Source organism: Streptomyces sp. NPDC096012 (assembly GCF_040426375.1).
Taxonomy (GTDB): domain Bacteria; phylum Actinomycetota; class Actinomycetes; order Streptomycetales; family Streptomycetaceae; genus Streptomyces.
Genome location: NZ_JBEOTD010000019.1, coordinates 49,244 through 66,025, shown reverse-complemented (window position 1 = coordinate 66,025; position 16,782 = coordinate 49,244). Strand labels below are relative to the sequence as shown.

General features: G+C 73.7%; 10 protein-coding genes. 6 read left to right on the top strand and 4 right to left on the bottom strand.

Annotated features, from left to right (window positions below; translation table 11 throughout):
* Positions 1-107 precede the first annotated feature (107 nt).
* Entirely contained in the window at positions 108-299 is a 192-nt protein-coding gene (locus tag ABVB68_RS19660) for a hypothetical protein (RefSeq protein ID WP_100826534.1), read from the top strand.
* 99 nt (positions 300-398) lie between these two features.
* Here ABVB68_RS19660 and ABVB68_RS19655 read toward each other — a convergent pair whose 3' ends face one another.
* The 4 genes from ABVB68_RS19655 to ABVB68_RS19640 form a co-directional block, all read right to left on the bottom strand.
* Positions 399-1,298 carry a hypothetical protein gene (locus tag ABVB68_RS19655; protein WP_353602370.1) on the bottom strand — a complete coding sequence of 300 codons (900 nt, stop codon included), beginning with the start codon at positions 1,296-1,298 and terminating at the stop codon, positions 399-401.
* A 298-nt stretch (positions 1,299-1,596) separates the two neighbouring features.
* Positions 1,597-2,703 carry a peptide chain release factor 2 gene (gene prfB, locus ABVB68_RS19650; protein ID WP_353602369.1) on the bottom strand — a complete coding sequence of 369 codons (1,107 nt, stop codon included), beginning with the start codon at positions 2,701-2,703 and terminating at the stop codon, positions 1,597-1,599.
* Positions 2,704-2,846: 143 nt separating this feature from the next.
* Positions 2,847-4,073 carry a serine/threonine-protein kinase gene (locus ABVB68_RS19645; protein ID WP_353602368.1) on the bottom strand — a complete coding sequence of 409 codons (1,227 nt, stop codon included), beginning with the start codon at positions 4,071-4,073 and terminating at the stop codon, positions 2,847-2,849.
* 203 nt (positions 4,074-4,276) lie between these two features.
* Positions 4,277-5,935: a serine/threonine-protein kinase gene (locus ABVB68_RS19640; RefSeq protein WP_353602367.1), complete on the bottom strand. Its 1,659-nt coding sequence runs from the start codon at positions 5,933-5,935 to the stop codon at positions 4,277-4,279.
* 362 nt (positions 5,936-6,297) lie between these two features.
* Here ABVB68_RS19640 and ABVB68_RS19635 point away from each other — a divergent pair, with 362 nt between their 5' ends.
* The 5 genes from ABVB68_RS19635 to ABVB68_RS19615 all read left to right on the top strand — a co-directional run bounded on the left by ABVB68_RS19635 (position 6,298) and on the right by ABVB68_RS19615 (position 16,770).
* On the top strand, positions 6,298-10,206 hold the full coding sequence (locus tag ABVB68_RS19635; RefSeq protein ID WP_353602366.1) for an FHA domain-containing protein: 3,909 nt from the start codon (positions 6,298-6,300) through the stop codon (positions 10,204-10,206).
* A 527-nt stretch (positions 10,207-10,733) separates the two neighbouring features.
* Positions 10,734-12,113 (top strand): ABC transporter substrate-binding protein, encoded by a 1,380-nt coding sequence (locus ABVB68_RS19630; protein WP_353602365.1) that lies wholly within the window; start codon positions 10,734-10,736, stop codon positions 12,111-12,113.
* A gap of 7 nt (positions 12,114-12,120) precedes the next feature.
* Positions 12,121-13,464, top strand: a complete 1,344-nt coding sequence (locus tag ABVB68_RS19625) for a carbohydrate ABC transporter permease (protein WP_353602364.1) — start codon at positions 12,121-12,123, stop codon at positions 13,462-13,464.
* Positions 13,461-14,372 carry a carbohydrate ABC transporter permease gene (locus tag ABVB68_RS19620; RefSeq protein ID WP_353602363.1) on the top strand — a complete coding sequence of 304 codons (912 nt, stop codon included), beginning with the start codon at positions 13,461-13,463 and terminating at the stop codon, positions 14,370-14,372. Before ABVB68_RS19625 ends, ABVB68_RS19620 begins: the two co-directional genes overlap by 4 nt.
* 154 nt (positions 14,373-14,526) lie before the next feature.
* The gene (locus ABVB68_RS19615; protein WP_353602362.1) at positions 14,527-16,770 is read left to right on the top strand and encodes a bifunctional glycosyltransferase/CDP-glycerol:glycerophosphate glycerophosphotransferase; all 2,244 of its coding nucleotides are present in this window, start codon (positions 14,527-14,529) and stop codon (positions 16,768-16,770) included.
* The last annotated feature ends 12 nt before the right edge of the window (positions 16,771-16,782 follow it).

Sequence of the window (16,782 nt, the reverse complement as noted above, 5' to 3'; positions counted from 1 at the left end):
TCCGGGGCCCCGCGCACGCTCCGCGGGAACCTGGCACAGTGGAGGGGGAACGTTCTCGTTCCCGCGCGCGTTGTATGTGTGATGGCCGGTGCAAGGAGGGCGAGCGCATGACGTACGACCGGTTGGTGTGCGCGAACTGCGCGGCGCCCGTGAGCGAGGGCCGGTGCCCGGTGTGCCGTGCCAACCGCGAGCGGCTGCAGCAGGAGGGCTTTCTCGCGGGTCTGAACCCGATGGCGCTGATCGCGCTGCTGGCGGTGCTGATCGCCGCCGTGGCGCTGCTGGCGCACCAGACCGCGTAGCGGACGGGGCCAGGAGCCCGGTACGGCGAAAGGGCCCGGAGCGGCGAGCTCCGGGCCCTTCGGCGTCCGCGTGCGCAGCGCGTCACCGTGTGGCTACGCTCAGGCGGCCGCGCCGCCCCGGGCCCCGGCCAGTCGCGGCAGGACGCGGAAGGCGATGCCGCCGGCGATCATCGTCGCGGCACCGATGAGCAGGAACGCGGTCTGGCCGGCACCGGTCTCGGCGAGCTGCTTGTCGCCGCCCTGGGCGGTGGTGTCGGACCCGGTGTCGGTGAGGGCCGAGGAGCCCTCCTCCTGAGCGGTGTTGTCGTTGCCGCCGTCGGGGATGGTGTTGTTGCCACCGGTGGTGGTGGAGCCGCCGGTGCTGGTGCCGCCGGTGGCGGAGCCGCCGTCGGTGGAGCCGCCGGTGCTGCCGGACCCGCCGGTGTTGCCGCCACCGGAGTTGCCGCCACCGGAGTTGCCGCCGTTGCCGGAGCCGCCGCCGGTCGTGGTGCCGCCGTCGGTGGTCGTCCCGCCGTTCGTGGTCGTGCCACCGTCGGTGGTCGTGCCGCCGTTGGTCGTGGTGCCGCCGTCGGTGGTCGTGCCACCGTTCGTCGTCGTCCCGCCGTTGGTCGTGGTGCCACCGTCGGTGGTCGTCCCGCCGTTGGTCGTGGTGCCGCCGTCGGTGGTCGTGCCACCGTTCGTCGTCGTGCCACCGTCGGTCGTGGTGCCACCGTCGGTGGTCGTCCCGCCGTTCGTGGTCGTACCACCGTCGGAGGTCGTGCCACCGTCGATGCCGCCCACGGTCACACCGACGATCGTGCCCCCGTCCGTACCGCCGTCGGCACCACCGTCGGTGCCGCCGTCGGCCGGGCCGTCCGTGGTCACGCCGATGCCGATCGGACCCGCCTGGACACCGAGGTCCAGGGCGGAGGCCGCACCGGCGGCGGTGAGTGACGCACCGGCCGCGATCACGGCGCCCGCGGCTATTCGCGCGACCCGGATCCGCGTCTTCTTCGTCATATGGTTGCTACCCCCAGTAGCTGTTCGTCAATGAGGCGGCGCGTGGGGCTGGCCGTGATCGACGGGGGCAGCTGGGCGACGACATACCGCGCCGACTCGATCCCCCGGTTCACATGCGCCCCTCAAATACGCATGCCGCGCATCACCTTTCCGATTTTTCAAAGCAACGTCAAGGCCGTTGCGCGCGCAATGTCCGACGACAGGGTGTTTGCGGGGGATTGCAGTCTGTGAGTGTGACGTAAAACCCACACATAAGCCAACTGCCGCCCCCAGGGCGGCAGTTGGCTTGTCGACAAAGTTACTTCTCCTGCTGCTTGCGCCAGCGAATGCCCGCCTCGAGGAACCCGTCGATCTCGCCGTTGAAGACGGCCTCCGGGTTGCCCACCTCGTGGTCGGTACGCAGGTCCTTGACCATCTGGTACGGGTGCAGCACGTAGGAACGCATCTGGTTGCCCCAGGAGTTGCCGCCGTCGCCCTTGAGGGCGTCCATCTTGGCCTGCTCCTCCTGCCGGCGCCGCTCCAGCAGCTTGGCCTGCAGGACGTTCATCGCGGTGGCCTTGTTCTGGATCTGCGACCGCTCGTTCTGGCAGGAGACGACGATGCCGGTGGGCAGGTGGGTGATGCGGACCGCGGAGTCCGTCGTGTTCACGCCCTGGCCGCCCGGGCCGGAGGACCGGTAGACGTCGATGCGCAGCTCCGACTCGTCGATCTCGACGTGGTCGGACTGCTCGACCACGGGGAGCACCTCGACGCCGGCGAAGGACGTCTGGCGGCGGCCCTGGTTGTCGTAGGGCGAGATGCGCACGAGACGGTGCGTGCCCTGCTCGACCGAGAGGGTGCCGTAGGCGTACGGCGCCTGCACGGAGAAGGTGGTCGACTTGATGCCGGCCTCTTCGGCGTACGACGTCTCGATGAGCTCGGTCTTGTAGCCGCGCTGCTCGGCCCAGCGCAGGTACATGCGCTGCAGCTTCTCCGCGAAGTCGGCGGCGTCGACGCCACCGGCCTCGGCGCGGATGTTGACGAGGGCCTCGCGGGAGTCGTACTCGCCGGACAGGAGGGTACGGACCTCCATCTCGTCCAGCGACTTCCGCACCGCGACCAGCTCGGACTCGGCCTCGGCGCGGGTGTCCGGGTCGTTCTCCTCCTCGGCCATCTCGAAGAGGACCGCGAGGTCGTCGATCCGGCCGCGCAGCGCCTCGGCCTTCCTGACCTCGGCCTGGAGGTGGGAGAGCTTGCTGGTGATCTTCTGCGCCTCGTCCGGGTTGTCCCACAGGGACGGTGCCGCCGCCTGCTCCTCGAGCACGGCGACATCTGCCCTCATCGCATCGAGGTCCAGGACGGCCTCGATCGACTCCATGGTCGAGGAGAGGGACTTCAGCTCTTCGGATACATCGACGACTGCCACGCTCTCCAGCGTAACGGTTGCGGCAACCGGTCCTGCCCGCCTCCCGCCCGGGCGGGTGCGTGGGCGCCGGGGAAGCGGGGGTGCGGCGGGCAGGGGCGGGGCGTCCCCTCATGTCACACGGGGAGTGGGGCGCCCCCGGCGTCTCACGGGGCCGAGGTGCTGTGGGTGTCCTGCGGTGCCTGCGAGTCCCCATCGGCGGAGAGCAGCCATGCGCCGACGCCCACGACGGCCGCCAGCACCACCCCGGCCACGCCCAGCGTGATCCGGCGGCGCCGCACGACCGCCCGGTGCCGTGCCGAGCCCGGCCGGGGCTCGCCGACGGCCCGCGGGGCGCGGGCGGTCCCGTGGGCGCCGCCCGCCAGCTCGTCCGGCCCGGGCACCCGCATCGAGGTGTGCGTGTCCCGGTTGGAGTCCGGCTTGGCTCCGGGGACCAGGGAGACCGCTCCCCGCCGGCGCACCGGCTCGTCCCCGGGCGGGGCGGAGGTCGCCGGCTCGTCCGCGGCCTCCTCGAAGACCTCCGGCTCGTCCACGTCCAGCTGCGGCAGCCCGGCCAGCGTCGGCAGCTGCTCGCGCAGCCGCGCCGCCAGCTCCGAGGCCCGCAGCCGGGAGGCGGGCGCCTTGGCCAGGCACTGCACGATCAGCTGCCACAGCTCCTCGGGGATGCCGGGCAGCGGTACGACGGTCTCGGTGACGTGCCGGCGCAGGACCGCGCCCGGATGCCCGCCGCCGAAGGGGGTGAAGCCGGCCAGCAGCTCGTACAGGACCGTCGCCAGCGCGTAGATGTCCACGGCGGCCCGCGGGGGCAGGCCCTCGACGATCTCCGGGGCCAGGTAGTCCGGCGTACCGATGATCTTCGTGGCGCGGGTCCGCTTCGGTGAGTCGATGAGTTTGGCGACGCCGAAGTCGGTGAGCAGCGCCGGGTGCGCCCCGCCGGGGCCGAGCGGTCCCTGCATGTCGAGCAGGACGTTCTCGGGCTTGACGTCCCGGTGGACGACTCCGGCCGCGTGGGCCGCCGCCAGCGCGTCGGCGACGTCGGCGACGATGGCCACGGCCGCCTCGGGGGCCAGTCGCCGCTCACGCTCCAGCCGGGTGCGCAGATCGGTGCCCCGGACCAGGTCCATGACCAGGGCCAGGTCGTTGCCGTCGACCACCAGGTCGCGCACGGAGACGATGTGCGGGTGCTCCAGGCCGAGCAGCGCGGTGCGTTCCTGGACGAAGCGTCCGACGAGTTCCTGGTCGGAGGCGAGGTCCTCGCGCAGCAGCTTGACGGCGACGGGACCCTCGGGCCCCTCGCCCAGCCACACCGTGCCGGCGCTGCCCCGCCCCAGGATCTGGTTCGCGGTGTACCGGCTGCCGATCTTCCGTGCCAAGACTGCTCCTACAGACGCGTGTTGTCGTGCTGCGTCACTCCGGGGGGCGACCCCCGGACCCCCCAGCCGACAGACCAGGACCCCTGGTCGACAAAACTACGCGCAGGACGAGCCAACCTTCACCGCGGAGACGGAAATCACCCGCCAGATGTCGACAAATCGCTAAACCAGCGATCGATTTCCGGTGCTTCGTCCGATCGCGTTCAGTTGCCCGCGGAGCGGCTCAGATCCTTGAGCCAGCCGCCCACCTTGCCGGCCCAGTCGCTCAGCTGGGCCCAGTAGCCCTTGCCGGTGCCGATCCAGTGCTGCAGCGGGGTCAGCTCCCAGACCAGCCAGCTCGCGACGATCAGGATGACGATCGTGAACAGGCAGCCCTTGAGGCAGCCGAGCCCGGGGATCTTCATCGGGTTGGCGCCGCGCCGCCGGGGCTCGCGGGGCTCGCGCGCGGGCCGCTGCGGCTCCGGGGCGGGTGCGTAGCGCTGGGGCTGCTGCTGCGGGTAGCCGTACCCGGCCGGTGCCTGCTGCCGGCCACGCGGCTGCGGCTGCTGCGGACGGGGCTGCGGGGACTGGCGCGGCTGCTGCTGGGGCCGGGCCACCTGGCGCTGCGGGCGGCGGCGCAGCGGGTCCTCGTTCGGGTCGAGGTACTGGACCTGGGTCTGCTCGTTGCGGTCGCGGGCGGCCCGCAGCTGGGTCTGCCAGGGGTGCGGCTGATCGGGCCCCTGCCGGCCCTCCTGACCGGGCCGGCCCTGGGGCACCGGCGGCAGGACGGCCGTCGGGTCCGCCGCGCCGGTGTTCGGCAGCACGGCCGTGGGGTCGGCGGCGCCGGCCGGGCCGCCGGTGTGCGGGAGGAAGCTGGTCGCGGCGTTCGGGTCGTACGTCCCCTGCGGCGCGTTCGTCGGCAGCACCTGGGTGGGATCGGCGGCGCCCGGCACGCCCGGGACCGCGGTGGGCGCCGGGTCGGGGGCGAGCAGCGCGCCGACGCCCTCGGCGGCGGCGATCTGGGCGGAGTTCGCGTGCACGCCGACGCCCTCGGCGACGACCCGCAGCCCGCGCGCGAGGCTCTCGGCGCTCGGGCGCTCGTCCGGGTTCTTGCGCAGGCAGCGTTCTATGACCGTCCACAGCGGGTCCGGGACGGTGGAGGGCCGGCGCGGTTCGGCGCTCAGGTGCTGGTGCAGGACCTCGAGGGCGCTGCCCCCGGAGAACGGCGGGCGGCCGGTGACCAGCTCGTAGAGCAGGATGCCGGCGCCGTAGATGTCGACGGCGGAGGTCTGCGGGCGGCCCTCCGCGGACTCCGGCGCGACGTACGCGGGCGTGCCGACGAACTCGTGGGTGCGGGTCAGGCCCGGGGAGTCGGCGAGGCGGGCGATGCCGAAGTCGGTCAGCATCGGGTGCATCAGGCCGTCGTACTGCCGCAGCAGCACGTTGGCGGGCTTCAGGTCGCGGTGGACGACGCCGTCGGCGTGGCTCGCGGCCAGCGCGTCGGCGATCTGGGCCGTCATCAGGGCGGCCGCGACCGGCGTGAGGGGGCCGCTCTCGCGCAGGTAGCGGTGCAGGTCGGGGCCGTCGACGAGGTCCATGACCAGCGCCAGCAGATCGCCCTCGACGACCAGGTCGCGGACCCGGACGATGTTCGGGTGGGTGAGGCGGAGCAGGACGGAGCGTTCGCGCAGGAAGCGCATCACGATGTCCGGGTCGCTCGCCAGCTCCTCCTTGAGGACCTTGATCGCGACCGTCTCTCCCGGCTGCCCGGCCACGGCCGCCTCGGCGCCCGCGGTCTCGCGCTGGCGGGCACGCCATACGGTGCCTGTGGCGCCGCGTCCGAGCGGCTCCTCAAGCAGGTACTTGCTGCCGACTGGCCGCACGTCACGCGCTCCCTGCTGCTTGCTGATGCTTGCTTGCCTGCATTCCGGTGTTCCGACCCACTGTAGTGCCGTGCTTCGAAGCACTACGTAAGCGTTCCCGAGCATGTTCGGAGGAAAGACGCTGCGTCCGGTCTCCCGGTTGCCGGGGGCGGACGTGACCGATCTCAACTGATCAGACGTGCGCTACTGGTCAGGCACTTTTGCGGGCAGAGCCGACCAATCAAGATCACTTGTCTCCGGGTGCCGGGCGCGCTGTCAGTGGCAGGTGCGAGGATGCCTCCCAGTACTGGCCGACGTGCTCGTGTGGGGTGGGGGGAAGTCCGCGCCCGCGCAGACCCGCGCAGAAGGGACCGCTGACGCCGATGCAGATCCGGCTGACCGTCGTAGACCCGCTGGGCCCGCCCGCGGGGCGGGGTCGCGCCGCGAGCCGCGACGTCCTGGTCACGGCGCCCACGGGGACGGACCTGGCCGCGGTCGCGTCGGCACTGGCCGGGGCGGTCGCCGGGGAGGGCGGTGCGGGCCGCGACACCGGCGGCTCCCCCGTGGTCCTGTACGCCGGCACCGACCGCCTGGATCCTCGCCGCTGCACCCTCGGCGAGCCTCCGCTGGTCGACGGCGCCGTGCTGTCCCTCGGTGCCCCGGCGGCCGCCGAGCCGCACCCCGAGCTGGACGACGCGCCGACCCAGCTGCACGTGGTCGCCGGTCCGGACGCGGGCGGGGTCCATCTGCTGCACGGCGGCCGCATCACCGTGGGCCGCTCCGCCGAGGCCGACGTCCCGCTGGACGACCCCGACGTCTCCCGTCTGCACTGCGCGGTCACGGTCGCCGCCGACGGCCGCGTCGGCGTGGCCGACCTGGACTCGACGAACGGAACGGTCCTCGACGGCACGCGGGTGGCCGACCGGCCGGTGCCGTTCCCCGCGGGGGCGCTGCTGAGGATCGGCGAGTCAGCCCTGCGCGTGACGCCGTCCGGGGGACCGGGGGCGCGGGTGCGGACGGTGGCCGACGGGGAGGGCTGCGTACGGGTCTCCCTGGCCGGCGGGACTCCGGGGGCGGGTGCGCCGGCCGGGACCGCGGGTGCGGACACGCCGGCCGGGGCTCCGGCCGGGTCCGGCGCCGACACCGGTCCGCGGCGCGATCCGGCCGCTCACGCACGCGTACGGCCCGCCGCGCCCCTCGGCGCCCACGGTTCCTCCGGATCGGCGCATCCCGTCCACGACCGGGACACCTCCGCCGGTGGCAGGGGGATCCGCCCGGGCGACCCCCTGGGCCAGCCGGTGGTACCGGGCCAGGCGGCGCCCCCGAGCATCGAGCAGCGCGGCGGGGGCCGGGGGGCGGGCGGCGCGGCCTCCGGGAACCGGGACCGGGGCCGGCGGGTGAGCGGCGCGGCCTCTGACGGGGACACGCATGCGGGGCGCCTCGGGATCGGCGGCCCGGGCCGGTCGCCCGGCGACCCCTACGAGGGCAGGTCGGCACACACCCGGGCGGACGGCGAGGTCTTCCGGGCTCAGGACGGACGGGCGGGCGACGGCGCCTACCCGGCCCAGGGCGGCGGGACGGACGGCGACGCCTACCCGGCGGGCGCGTACCCGACACGGGACGCTCAGGCCGACCGTGGCGCGTACCCCGCGCACGACACCCAGGCCGACCGTGGCACGTACACGGCGCAGCCCGCCCAGGACCACGGTGGCGCGTACCCGGCGCACGTCACCCAGGCCGACGGGCGGGAGGGGCGACCCCTCGCCGGTGATGGTGGCCCGCAGGGTGCGCGGCGGCGGGGGCTCGGTGCGTGGGCGCGACGGCTGGCCGGGGGACGGGGGGAGCAGCCGCCCGGCCGGGAGGCGTACGACGACGCGGCCGTGCGCACCGCCGAGGCACCGGCGTCCCGTTCCCCTCAGCAACCGGAGACCTGGCCGGATCCGGCGGCGCTGCTGCTGACGGCGCTGGGTCCCGGGCCCCGGCTGTGGGAGCGGGGGCCCGGCCACCCGGAGGCGCTGACCGTGCGGCTCGGCACGGCCGACCGGAGTGCGCCGGGCGGCGCGGGCCTGCTGCCCGCCGTGCCCGTGACGGCGGCGCTGCGCGAGGCCGGTGCACTGGGCCTGGCCGGTCCGCGCCCCCGGCTGTCCGGCCTGGCCCGTGCGGTGCTGGCCCAGCTCGCCGCGCTGCACTCCCCGGATCTGCTGGAGATCGTGCTGATCAGCGCGGACCGCGCGCGTCCGGTGGAGGAGCGCACGGCCGAGTGGTCCTGGCTTGGCTGGCTGCCGCACGTCCGGCCGGCCCACGGCCAGGCCTGCCGCCTGCTGCTCGCCTACGACCGCGAACAGGCGGCGGCCCGCACCCAGGAACTGCTGCGCCGGATCGACGACCACGCGACGGCGGGCAGAAGCGCGGCGCGTCCCGCCCCGGCCGACCGCATCCCCGGCCCGTCGACGGCACCGGACGCCACGGGCGGCTCGGCGACGCCTCCCGGCGTCCCCGTCCCCGGCACGACCGCCGGCACCACCCCCGGCCACACCCCTGGCACCACCCCCGGCCACACCGCTGACACCACCGCCGGCCACACTCCCGGCACCCCCGCCGGCCACACTCCCGGCACCCCCGCCGGCCACACTCCCGGCACCCCCGTCGGCCACACTCCCGGCGTCGCTCACGGTGACGCCGGTTCCGCGACCGGGGCCGTGCCGGGGCGCCGGCCCTCGTGGGCGAGGGACGACGCCGGGAGCGTCGGTGGCGGGTTCGCGGGGCCGTTCACCGTCGTCGTCGTGGACGGGGACCCCGGCGGAGCCGCTCTACAGGAGGCTGTGGCCCGGCTGGCCGTGGCCGGACCGCGGGCCGGGATCCATGTGGTGTGTCTCGCCGAGACCGAGCCCGCCTCGGCCGCTTCCCCCGTGGCGCGGACGTACGAGGCCGCGTGCGAGGTGACGCCGACGTTCCGGCACTGCGGTGCCGTGGCCCTGCTCAGCGGGGACGTCGCCGCCGCCGTGCATCTGCTGCGCGTGGCGCCGAGCGGTCCCGTGGGCCCCGGCACGGCGGCCGCCGTGGACGCCGTGTCCGCCGCCTGGGCGGAGCGGTTCGCGCGGGCGCTGGCGCCCCTGCGTCCGGACGGCCCCGTCGGCGAGCGGCACGCGCGCGTGGCCACACCGCTGCCGCGATCGGCGCGGCTGCTGGACGAGTTGGGGCTGGCCCGGGCCACCCCGGCGTCGCTGATGGCGCGCTGGGCGGACGCGGCGGACGACGCCGAGGCACTGGGCGGCCGGGCCCGGGCGGTGCTCGGTGCCGGTCCGCGCGGCCCGCTGACCGCCGACCTGGTCGCCGACGGTCCGCATCTGCTGATCGAGGGCCCGGCCGGCAGCGGTCGTACCGAACTGCTGCGGGCCGTGGTCGCCTCGCTGGCCGCCGCCGAGCGGCCGGACCGGCTGGGCGTGGTGCTGATCGACGGCCGGGACGGGGTCGGCACGGCCACCGCGGGCGACGAGGGCCTGCGGGTCTGTACCGAAATACCGCACGTGACCACGCATCTCGCCGCCAACGACCCGGTGCGGATGCGGGAGTTCGCGCAGTCGCTGAGTGCCGAGCTGAAGCGGCGGGCCGAGCTGCTCGGCCGTTCGGACTTCGCCGCCTGGCATGCCGGGCATGGGGTGTCGGGGCGGATCGTCGCGCAGCGCACGGCCGCCACCGGGGACATAGAGACGCCGCCCAGCTCCACCCTGCGGCTGCGGCCGGGCGGCGCGGCACGCCGGCGGGCCGAGGCCGCGCCGCCGCTGCCCCGGCTCGTGGTCGTCGTCGACGACCTGGACGCGCTGGTCTCCCCGCCGCTCGGGTCGCCGGGCCGGCCCGCCGCCGGGTCGGTGCTGCGGGCCCTGGAGGCGGTGGCCCGGGAGGGCGAGCGGCTCGGGGTGCACCTGGTGGCGGCGGCCGGCGCGGGCGGACGTACGGCGCAGACGGAACCGGCGCGCCGGGCCGCCCTGCGGGTCACACTGGCCACCCCCGAGCCGGGACCGGAGGAACCGGCTCCCGGCCGCGGACGGCTGGCGTGCGCGGACGGGCGGATCACCGACTTCCAGGCCGGCCGGGTCACGGGCCGCATCCCGCGTACCGCGACCCAGCGGCCCACGGTCGTCCCGCTGGAGTGGCAGCGCATGGGCGACCCGCCGGCCCGCCGGCCCGTGCGGGAGCTGGGCAACGGCCCGACCGACCTGGCCCTGCTGGCGAGCGCGGTGGAGCGCGCGGCCCGGGAGGTCTCGGCGGCGGAGGTGCCCTCGCTGCTCTAGTGGTCTGTCTGACAATGCGCGTCTGCCGCGCGACGCCCTGCACGCACTCTCGCCGCACCGGCCCCCGACCCGAGTACGTCCAGTACGAGCGCCTGGGGCCGGCACGCCGAGAGCACGCACCTGACGCCGCGCGGCCGCCCTCCGGGCCACGACGCGAATTGTCAGACAGGACCTGGTGGTCTGCCCGGCCGTCCGCGTCGCGGCCGCGCGGCGTGAGGTGACTGCTCTCGGCGTGCCGCCCCGGGCCCTCGTCCGGGGCGGACGCGGCTCCGGGGGCAGTGCGGCGACAGTGCGTGCGCGGCGTCGCGCGGCGGAGGGGAAGAGCCGGACAGGGCGCGGTCCGCGACGGCACGCATACTTCTACGATCACGAGCCGGTCACGATCAACGGCCCGACGGCGCAGGCGCTCTTGCCGCCCGCGTGCGGCCCGGCGTAGACCGGACCGCACGGGACAGATTTCAGACGTTCGACTCTGGCGTTCCACAATGTCCAGCGACGTTCAACGGAGAACGACGAACGGGGAAGTGATGCACAGCGAAAGCAGCACCATCCGCACCCGAAGGGCCGTCACCACGCTCGGCGCGCTGCTCGCGGGGGCCCTCGCGCTCACCGCCTGCTCCAGCGGCGGCGACAAGAAGGACAACGGCGCGGACAGCGGCGGCACCGCCACCGGCTCCACCCTCACCCTGCCGAAACTGGACGGCGCGCGCCTGGAGGTCGCCGCCGTGTGGACCGGCACCGAACAGGCCAATTTCAAGAAGGTGCTGGCGGAGTTCGAGAAGCGCACCGGCGCGAAGGTGACGTTCGTGCCCGCCCAGGACCCGATCATCAACTTCCTCGGTTCCAAGATCGCGGGCGGGCAGCCGCCGGACGTCGCGCTGCTCCCCCAGCCGGGCGCGATCAAGCAGGCCGTGGACAAGAAATGGGCCAAGCCCCTCGGCGCGGAGGCGCTCACGGAACTGCGGAAGAACTACTCGCAGGGCTGGCAGCGAATCGGCCAGGTCGACGGCAAGCAGTACGGCGTCTACTACAAGGCGGCCAACAAGTCGCTGATCTGGTACAACGTCCAGGCCTTCGAGGGCGCGGGCGCCAAGGTGCCGAAGACCTGGCCGGAGCTGCTGACCGCCGCGCAGGCGGTGTACGACTCCGGTGTCACGCCGTTCTCGGTCGGCGGCGCGGACGGCTGGACGCTGACGGACTGGTTCGAGAACGTCTATCTGTCGCAGGCCGGTCCGGAGAAGTACGACCAGCTCGCCCAGCACAAGATCAAGTGGACCGACCCCTCGGTGAAGCAGGCCCTGACCACACTCGCCCAGATCTGGGGCAAGAAGGACTTCGTGGCGGGCGGCGCGGACGGCGCACTGCAGACGGAGTTCCCGGCCTCCGTCACGCAGACCTTCACCGGCGGCGACCAGCCGAAGGCGGCGATGGTCTACGAGGGCGACTTCGCGCAGGTCAACATCGGCGACACCAAGGCCAAGGTGGGCACGGACGCGAAGGTGTTCCCGTTCCCGGCGGTGGGCTCGTCCGCGCCGGTGGTCTCCGGTGGTGACGCGGCCGTGATCCTGAAGGACTCCAAGGCGGCACAGGCGCTGGCCACCTTCCTGGCCTCCCCGGACGCGGCGACCATCCAGGCGAAGCTGGGCGGCTACCTCTCGCCGAACAAGAACGTGCCGGACTCGGCCTACCCGAACGCGGTGCAGCGGACGATCGCCAAGGCGCTGGTCGCCTCCGGGGACGACTTCCGCTTCGACATGTCCGACCAGGCCCCGCAGGCCTTCGGCGGCACCCCGGGCAAGGGTGAGTGGAAGGACCTGCAGGACTTCCTGAAGAACCCGAAGGACGTGGCGGGCGCCCAGGCGAAGCTGGAGAAGGACGCGGCGGCGGCCTACGGGAACGGGAGCTGACCCGGCGATGGCGTCGGCAGCGGCGGCCGGGGCCCCACCGGGCCCCGCCGCACCCAAGAGCCGCAAGAGCGTGACCGGTACCCGCAGGACGGTGGCAGCCCTCTTCCTGCTGCCCGCCCTGGTGCTGCTCGGCGCGCTCGTGGTCTACCCGATCGGGTACTCGCTCGTCCGCAGCTTCTACAACGCCCGGGGCGACGGCTTCGCCGGACTCGACAACTACAAGGCCCTGTTCACCGACGACGGCATTCGCACCGCGCTGAAGAACAACATCATCTGGGTGGTGTTCGCGCCGACGGTCTCCACCGCACTCGGCCTGGTCTTCGCGGTGCTGACCGAACGGGTGCGCTGGGGAACGGCGTTCAAGCTGGTCGTCTTCATGCCGATGGCGATCTCGATGCTGGCGGCCGGCATCATCTTCCGGCTGGTGTACGACCAGGACCCGGACAAGGGGGTCGCCAACGCCGTGTGGGTCGGGGTGCACGACACCTTCGCCCCGTCGTCGGCGTTCCCGAAGGCGCATCCTGGGCGTGAGTCGCCGCTGGAGGCGGACCGGGGAGGCTTCGTCACCAGGGCCACGGTGCACACCGGTCAGACGGTCAGGCTCCCGCTGGTCGGTGTCGCCCCCGACCGGCTGCCCGACGGCGCGAAGAAGGCCGTGGCGGCCGTGGCGGAGCCGGGGAAGATCACCGGGACCACCTGGCAGGACTTCACGCGCGGCAAGGGCGTCGGGCGGCTGGGCACCCCGGACCCGTCCGAGGTGGGCTATGCCGGGATGCGGATCGAGGCGGTGAAGGACGGGAAGGTCGTGGCCACCGCCGAGGCGGCCGGCGACGGCACCTTCACGCTGCCCGCGAAGGCCGACGGCGCCCGTCTGAGGCTTCCGGCCGGCAACTTCAAGGAGCCGTACAACGGCGTCGACTGGCTCGGCCCGGCGCTGGTGACCCCGGCGATCATCGGGTCGTACGTGTGGATGTGGGCGGGCTTCGCGATGGTGCTGATCGCGGCCGGGCTCGCGGGAGTGCCCCGGGAACTGCTGGAGGCCGCGCGCGTGGACGGGGCCGGTGAGTGGCAGGTGTTCCGCCGGATCACCGTGCCGCTGCTCGCGCCGGTCCTCGCGGTCGTCGCCGTCACGTTGATGATCAACGTGCTCAAGGTGTTCGACCTCGTCTACATCATCGCGCCGGGCTCCTCCCAGGACGACGCGAACGTGCTGGCCCTGGAGCTGTACCGCAAGGGGTTCGCGGAGGGCCGGCCCGGTGTCGCGAGCGCGATCGCGGTGTTCCTGCTGCTGCTGGTGATCCCGGTGATGCTGTTCAACATTCGCAGGCTGAGGCGGGAGGTACGGCGATGACGACCGCCGCCAAGAGCGTCGGACCGACGGCACCCGCGGACACGGCGGTGAGGGGCCGGCAGTCGCTCGGTGCGAGGATCGCCGAGCGGCTGAGCGGCGGGCTGGTCCGCGTCTTCCTGCTCCTCGTGGGCCTGTTCTGGCTGGTGCCGACCATCGGCCTGCTCATCTCCTCCCTGCGCGCGCCGGACGAGATGAGCGCGAGCGGCTGGTGGAAGGTGTTCTCCCAGCCCTCCCAGCTGACCTTCGACAGCTACCAGAAGCTGCTGGAGAACGGCGACATCACGAACTCGCTGCTGAACACCGTGCTGATCACGGTGCCGGCCACGATCCTGGTCGTCGTGATCGGCTCGCTGGCCGGGTACGCGTTCGCGTGGATGGAGTTCCCGGGCCGGGACTGGTGGTTCCTGGGCGTGGTCAGCCTGCTGGTGGTGCCGGTGCAGGTGGCGCTGATCCCGATCGCCGAACTGTTCGGCAGCATAGGGCTGTTCGGGACGATCCTCGGGGTGGTGCTGTTCCACGTCGGCTTCGGTCTGCCGTTCGCGGTGTTCCTGCTGCGGAACTTCTTCGCGGAGATCCCGCGCGAGCTGCTGGAGGCGGCCCGTCTGGACGGCGCCGGTGAACTGCGCCTGTTCGCGCGGGTGGTGATGCCGCTCGGCGGCCCCGCGATCGCGAGCCTCGGCATCTTCCAGTTCCTGTGGGTGTGGAACGACATGCTGGTGGCGCTGGTGTTCACCAAGTCCGGATCGCAGCCGATCACGGTCGCCCTGCAGACGCAGGTACGGCAGTTCGGCAACAACATCGACGTGCTGGCGCCGGGCGCGTTCATCTCGATGGTGATCCCGCTGGTGGTGTTCTTCGCGTTCCAGCGGCAGTTCGTGTCGGGGGTGATGGCCGGCGCGGTCAAGTGACCGGGAAGGGAAGCATCGTGCGGGGCGGGCCGTCACCGGCCCGCCCCGTCGCGTTCACCGGGTGTCCCCCACATGCCGTACGGGGCCGTAACCAAGTCACTCCGTCGGCCGTTGCCGGGCAGAACGCCCGCGCCGAGCCACCCATGGATGTCCCTTGCCCAGGTTCAGTGTCATCGTCCCCGCGTACAAGGTTCAGGCGTATCTGTCCCCGTGCCTGGACTCGGTGCTCTCGCAGTCGTACGGCGATCTCGAACTGATCGCCGTGGACGACCGCTCGCCCGACGCCTGCGGCGCGATCATCGACGAGTTCGCGGCCCGGGACCCGCGTGTGAAGCCCCTGCACCTCGCCGAGAACCAGGGGCTCGGCCCCGCCCGGAACGCGGGCATGGCGGAGGCGAGCGGCGACTACCTGGTCTTCCTGGACGGCGACGACACCCTCACCCCGGACGCGCTGCGGGCCGTCGCCGACCGGATCGAGGAGACCGGTGAGCCGGACGTCCTGGTCTACGACTACGCGCGCACCTACTGGGACGGGCGGACGGTACGCAACCAGCTCACGGCCCCGCTCACCGAACGGGGCCCGGCGCCGTTCCGGCTGGCGGACCGGCCGGGGCTGCTCAGGGTGCTGATGGTGGCGTGGAACAAGGCGTACCGGCGCGAGTTCGTCGAGGAGCACGGCTTCGCCTTCCCGCCGGGCTACTACGAGGACACCCCCTGGACCTTCCCGGTGCTGATGACCGCGGGGTCGATCGCGACCCTGGACCGGGTGTGCGTCCACTACCGGCAGCGCCGGCAGGGCAGCATCCTCGGCACCACCAGCGCCCGGCACTTCGACCTCTTCGAGCAGTACGACCGGGTGTTCGCCTACGTGGCCCAGCGGCCCGAACTGGCGCGGTGGCGGCCGGAGCTGTTCCGCCGCATGATCGACCACTACGCCGTGGTGTTCACCCGCCGGGGCCGGCTGCCGCGCGGCAGCCACGGCGCCTTCCTGCGCCGGGCCCGCGCCCACTGCCGCCGCCACCGGGTGCCGGGGGCCGGGCTCCGGCTGCGGCACACCCTGGTCCGCCACGGTCTGCACCGCACCTTCCGGATGCTCCGGCTGGTGTCGGCCGGCCGCCGGCGCGCGCGGAAGTCGGGCGTGAAGCTGGTCCGCGCCCTGCGCTCGGGCGCGCTGCGGCTGCACTACCGGGTGCAGCTGCGACTGCCGCTGCGCGATGACCGGGCCGTGTTCGCCGCCGCCTGGGGGCGCTGCGATCCGGGGGCCCTGGAGGAGGCGTTCCGCACGCACGCCCCGCACGTGCGCACCGCCTGGGTGGCCCGCCCCGAGTGGCGGCACCCGCTGCCCCCGGGCCCGCGCCGGCTGCGCCCCGGCACGGCGGCCTACTTCAGCGCGCTGGCCCGCTCCAAGTACCTGGTGAACGACGCCGGATTCGGCCGCGGGCTGCGCAAGCGCCCCGGCCAGGTCTTCGTCCAGACCCAGCGGGGCACCCCGCTCAAGCACATGGGCCTCGACCTGCAGGAGCGCCCGGCCGCCGCCCGGGACACCGATTTCGGGGAGCTGCTGCGGGACGTCGACCGGTGGGACTTCGTCCTGTCCGGCAACCGGCACTCCACGCTCACCTGGGAGCGGGTCTTCCCCGGCGGCTACACCACCCTGGAGTACGGCTGCCCGCGCAACGACGTCCTCCAGCGGGCGACACCGGCGGACGTGGCCCGGGAGCGCGAGTCGCTCGGTCTGCCCGAGGGCACGGTCGCGATCCTGTACGCACCCACGTACCGCGACCACGTGCGCACCCAGCGCCCGCTGCTGGACCTGGAGCGGATCGCGCGCCGTCTGGGTCCGCGCTTCGTGATCCTGGCGCGCCCCCACCCGGCGCACGGCGGCTCCCTCGGGGCGGGACCCCGGATCATCGACGTCGGTGACCACCCGAGCGTGGAGGCCCTGTGCCTGGCCTCGGACGCGCTGGTCACGGACTATTCGTCGCTCATGTTCGACTACGCGGTGCTGGACCGGCCGATCGTCGTGCACACCGGGGACCGGGAGGCGTACGAGGCCTCCCGCGGCACCTACTTCGACCTGTGCGCCTCGCCGCCCGGCCCGGTGGCGCGCGGCGAGGACGAACTGATCGACATCTTCGTCGGCGGCCACTGGCGCGGTTCGCGCTCGGCGCGGCTGCGGGCGGTGTTCCGGGAGCGGTTCTGCCCGTACGACGACGGACACGCCGCCGAGCGGGTCGTACGGCGTGTGGTGCTGGGTGAGACGGAGGGGCTGCCGCAGTTCGTGCCGCCCGCCGACCGCAGGCCGGTGCCGTCGGCGGCGTCGGTGGCGCTTTCGCGTACCCCGCCGGCCACCGTGCCGCAACCTTCCGGCCCGCGCCCCGTCACCGACAGCCGCTGAACACCGTTGTTC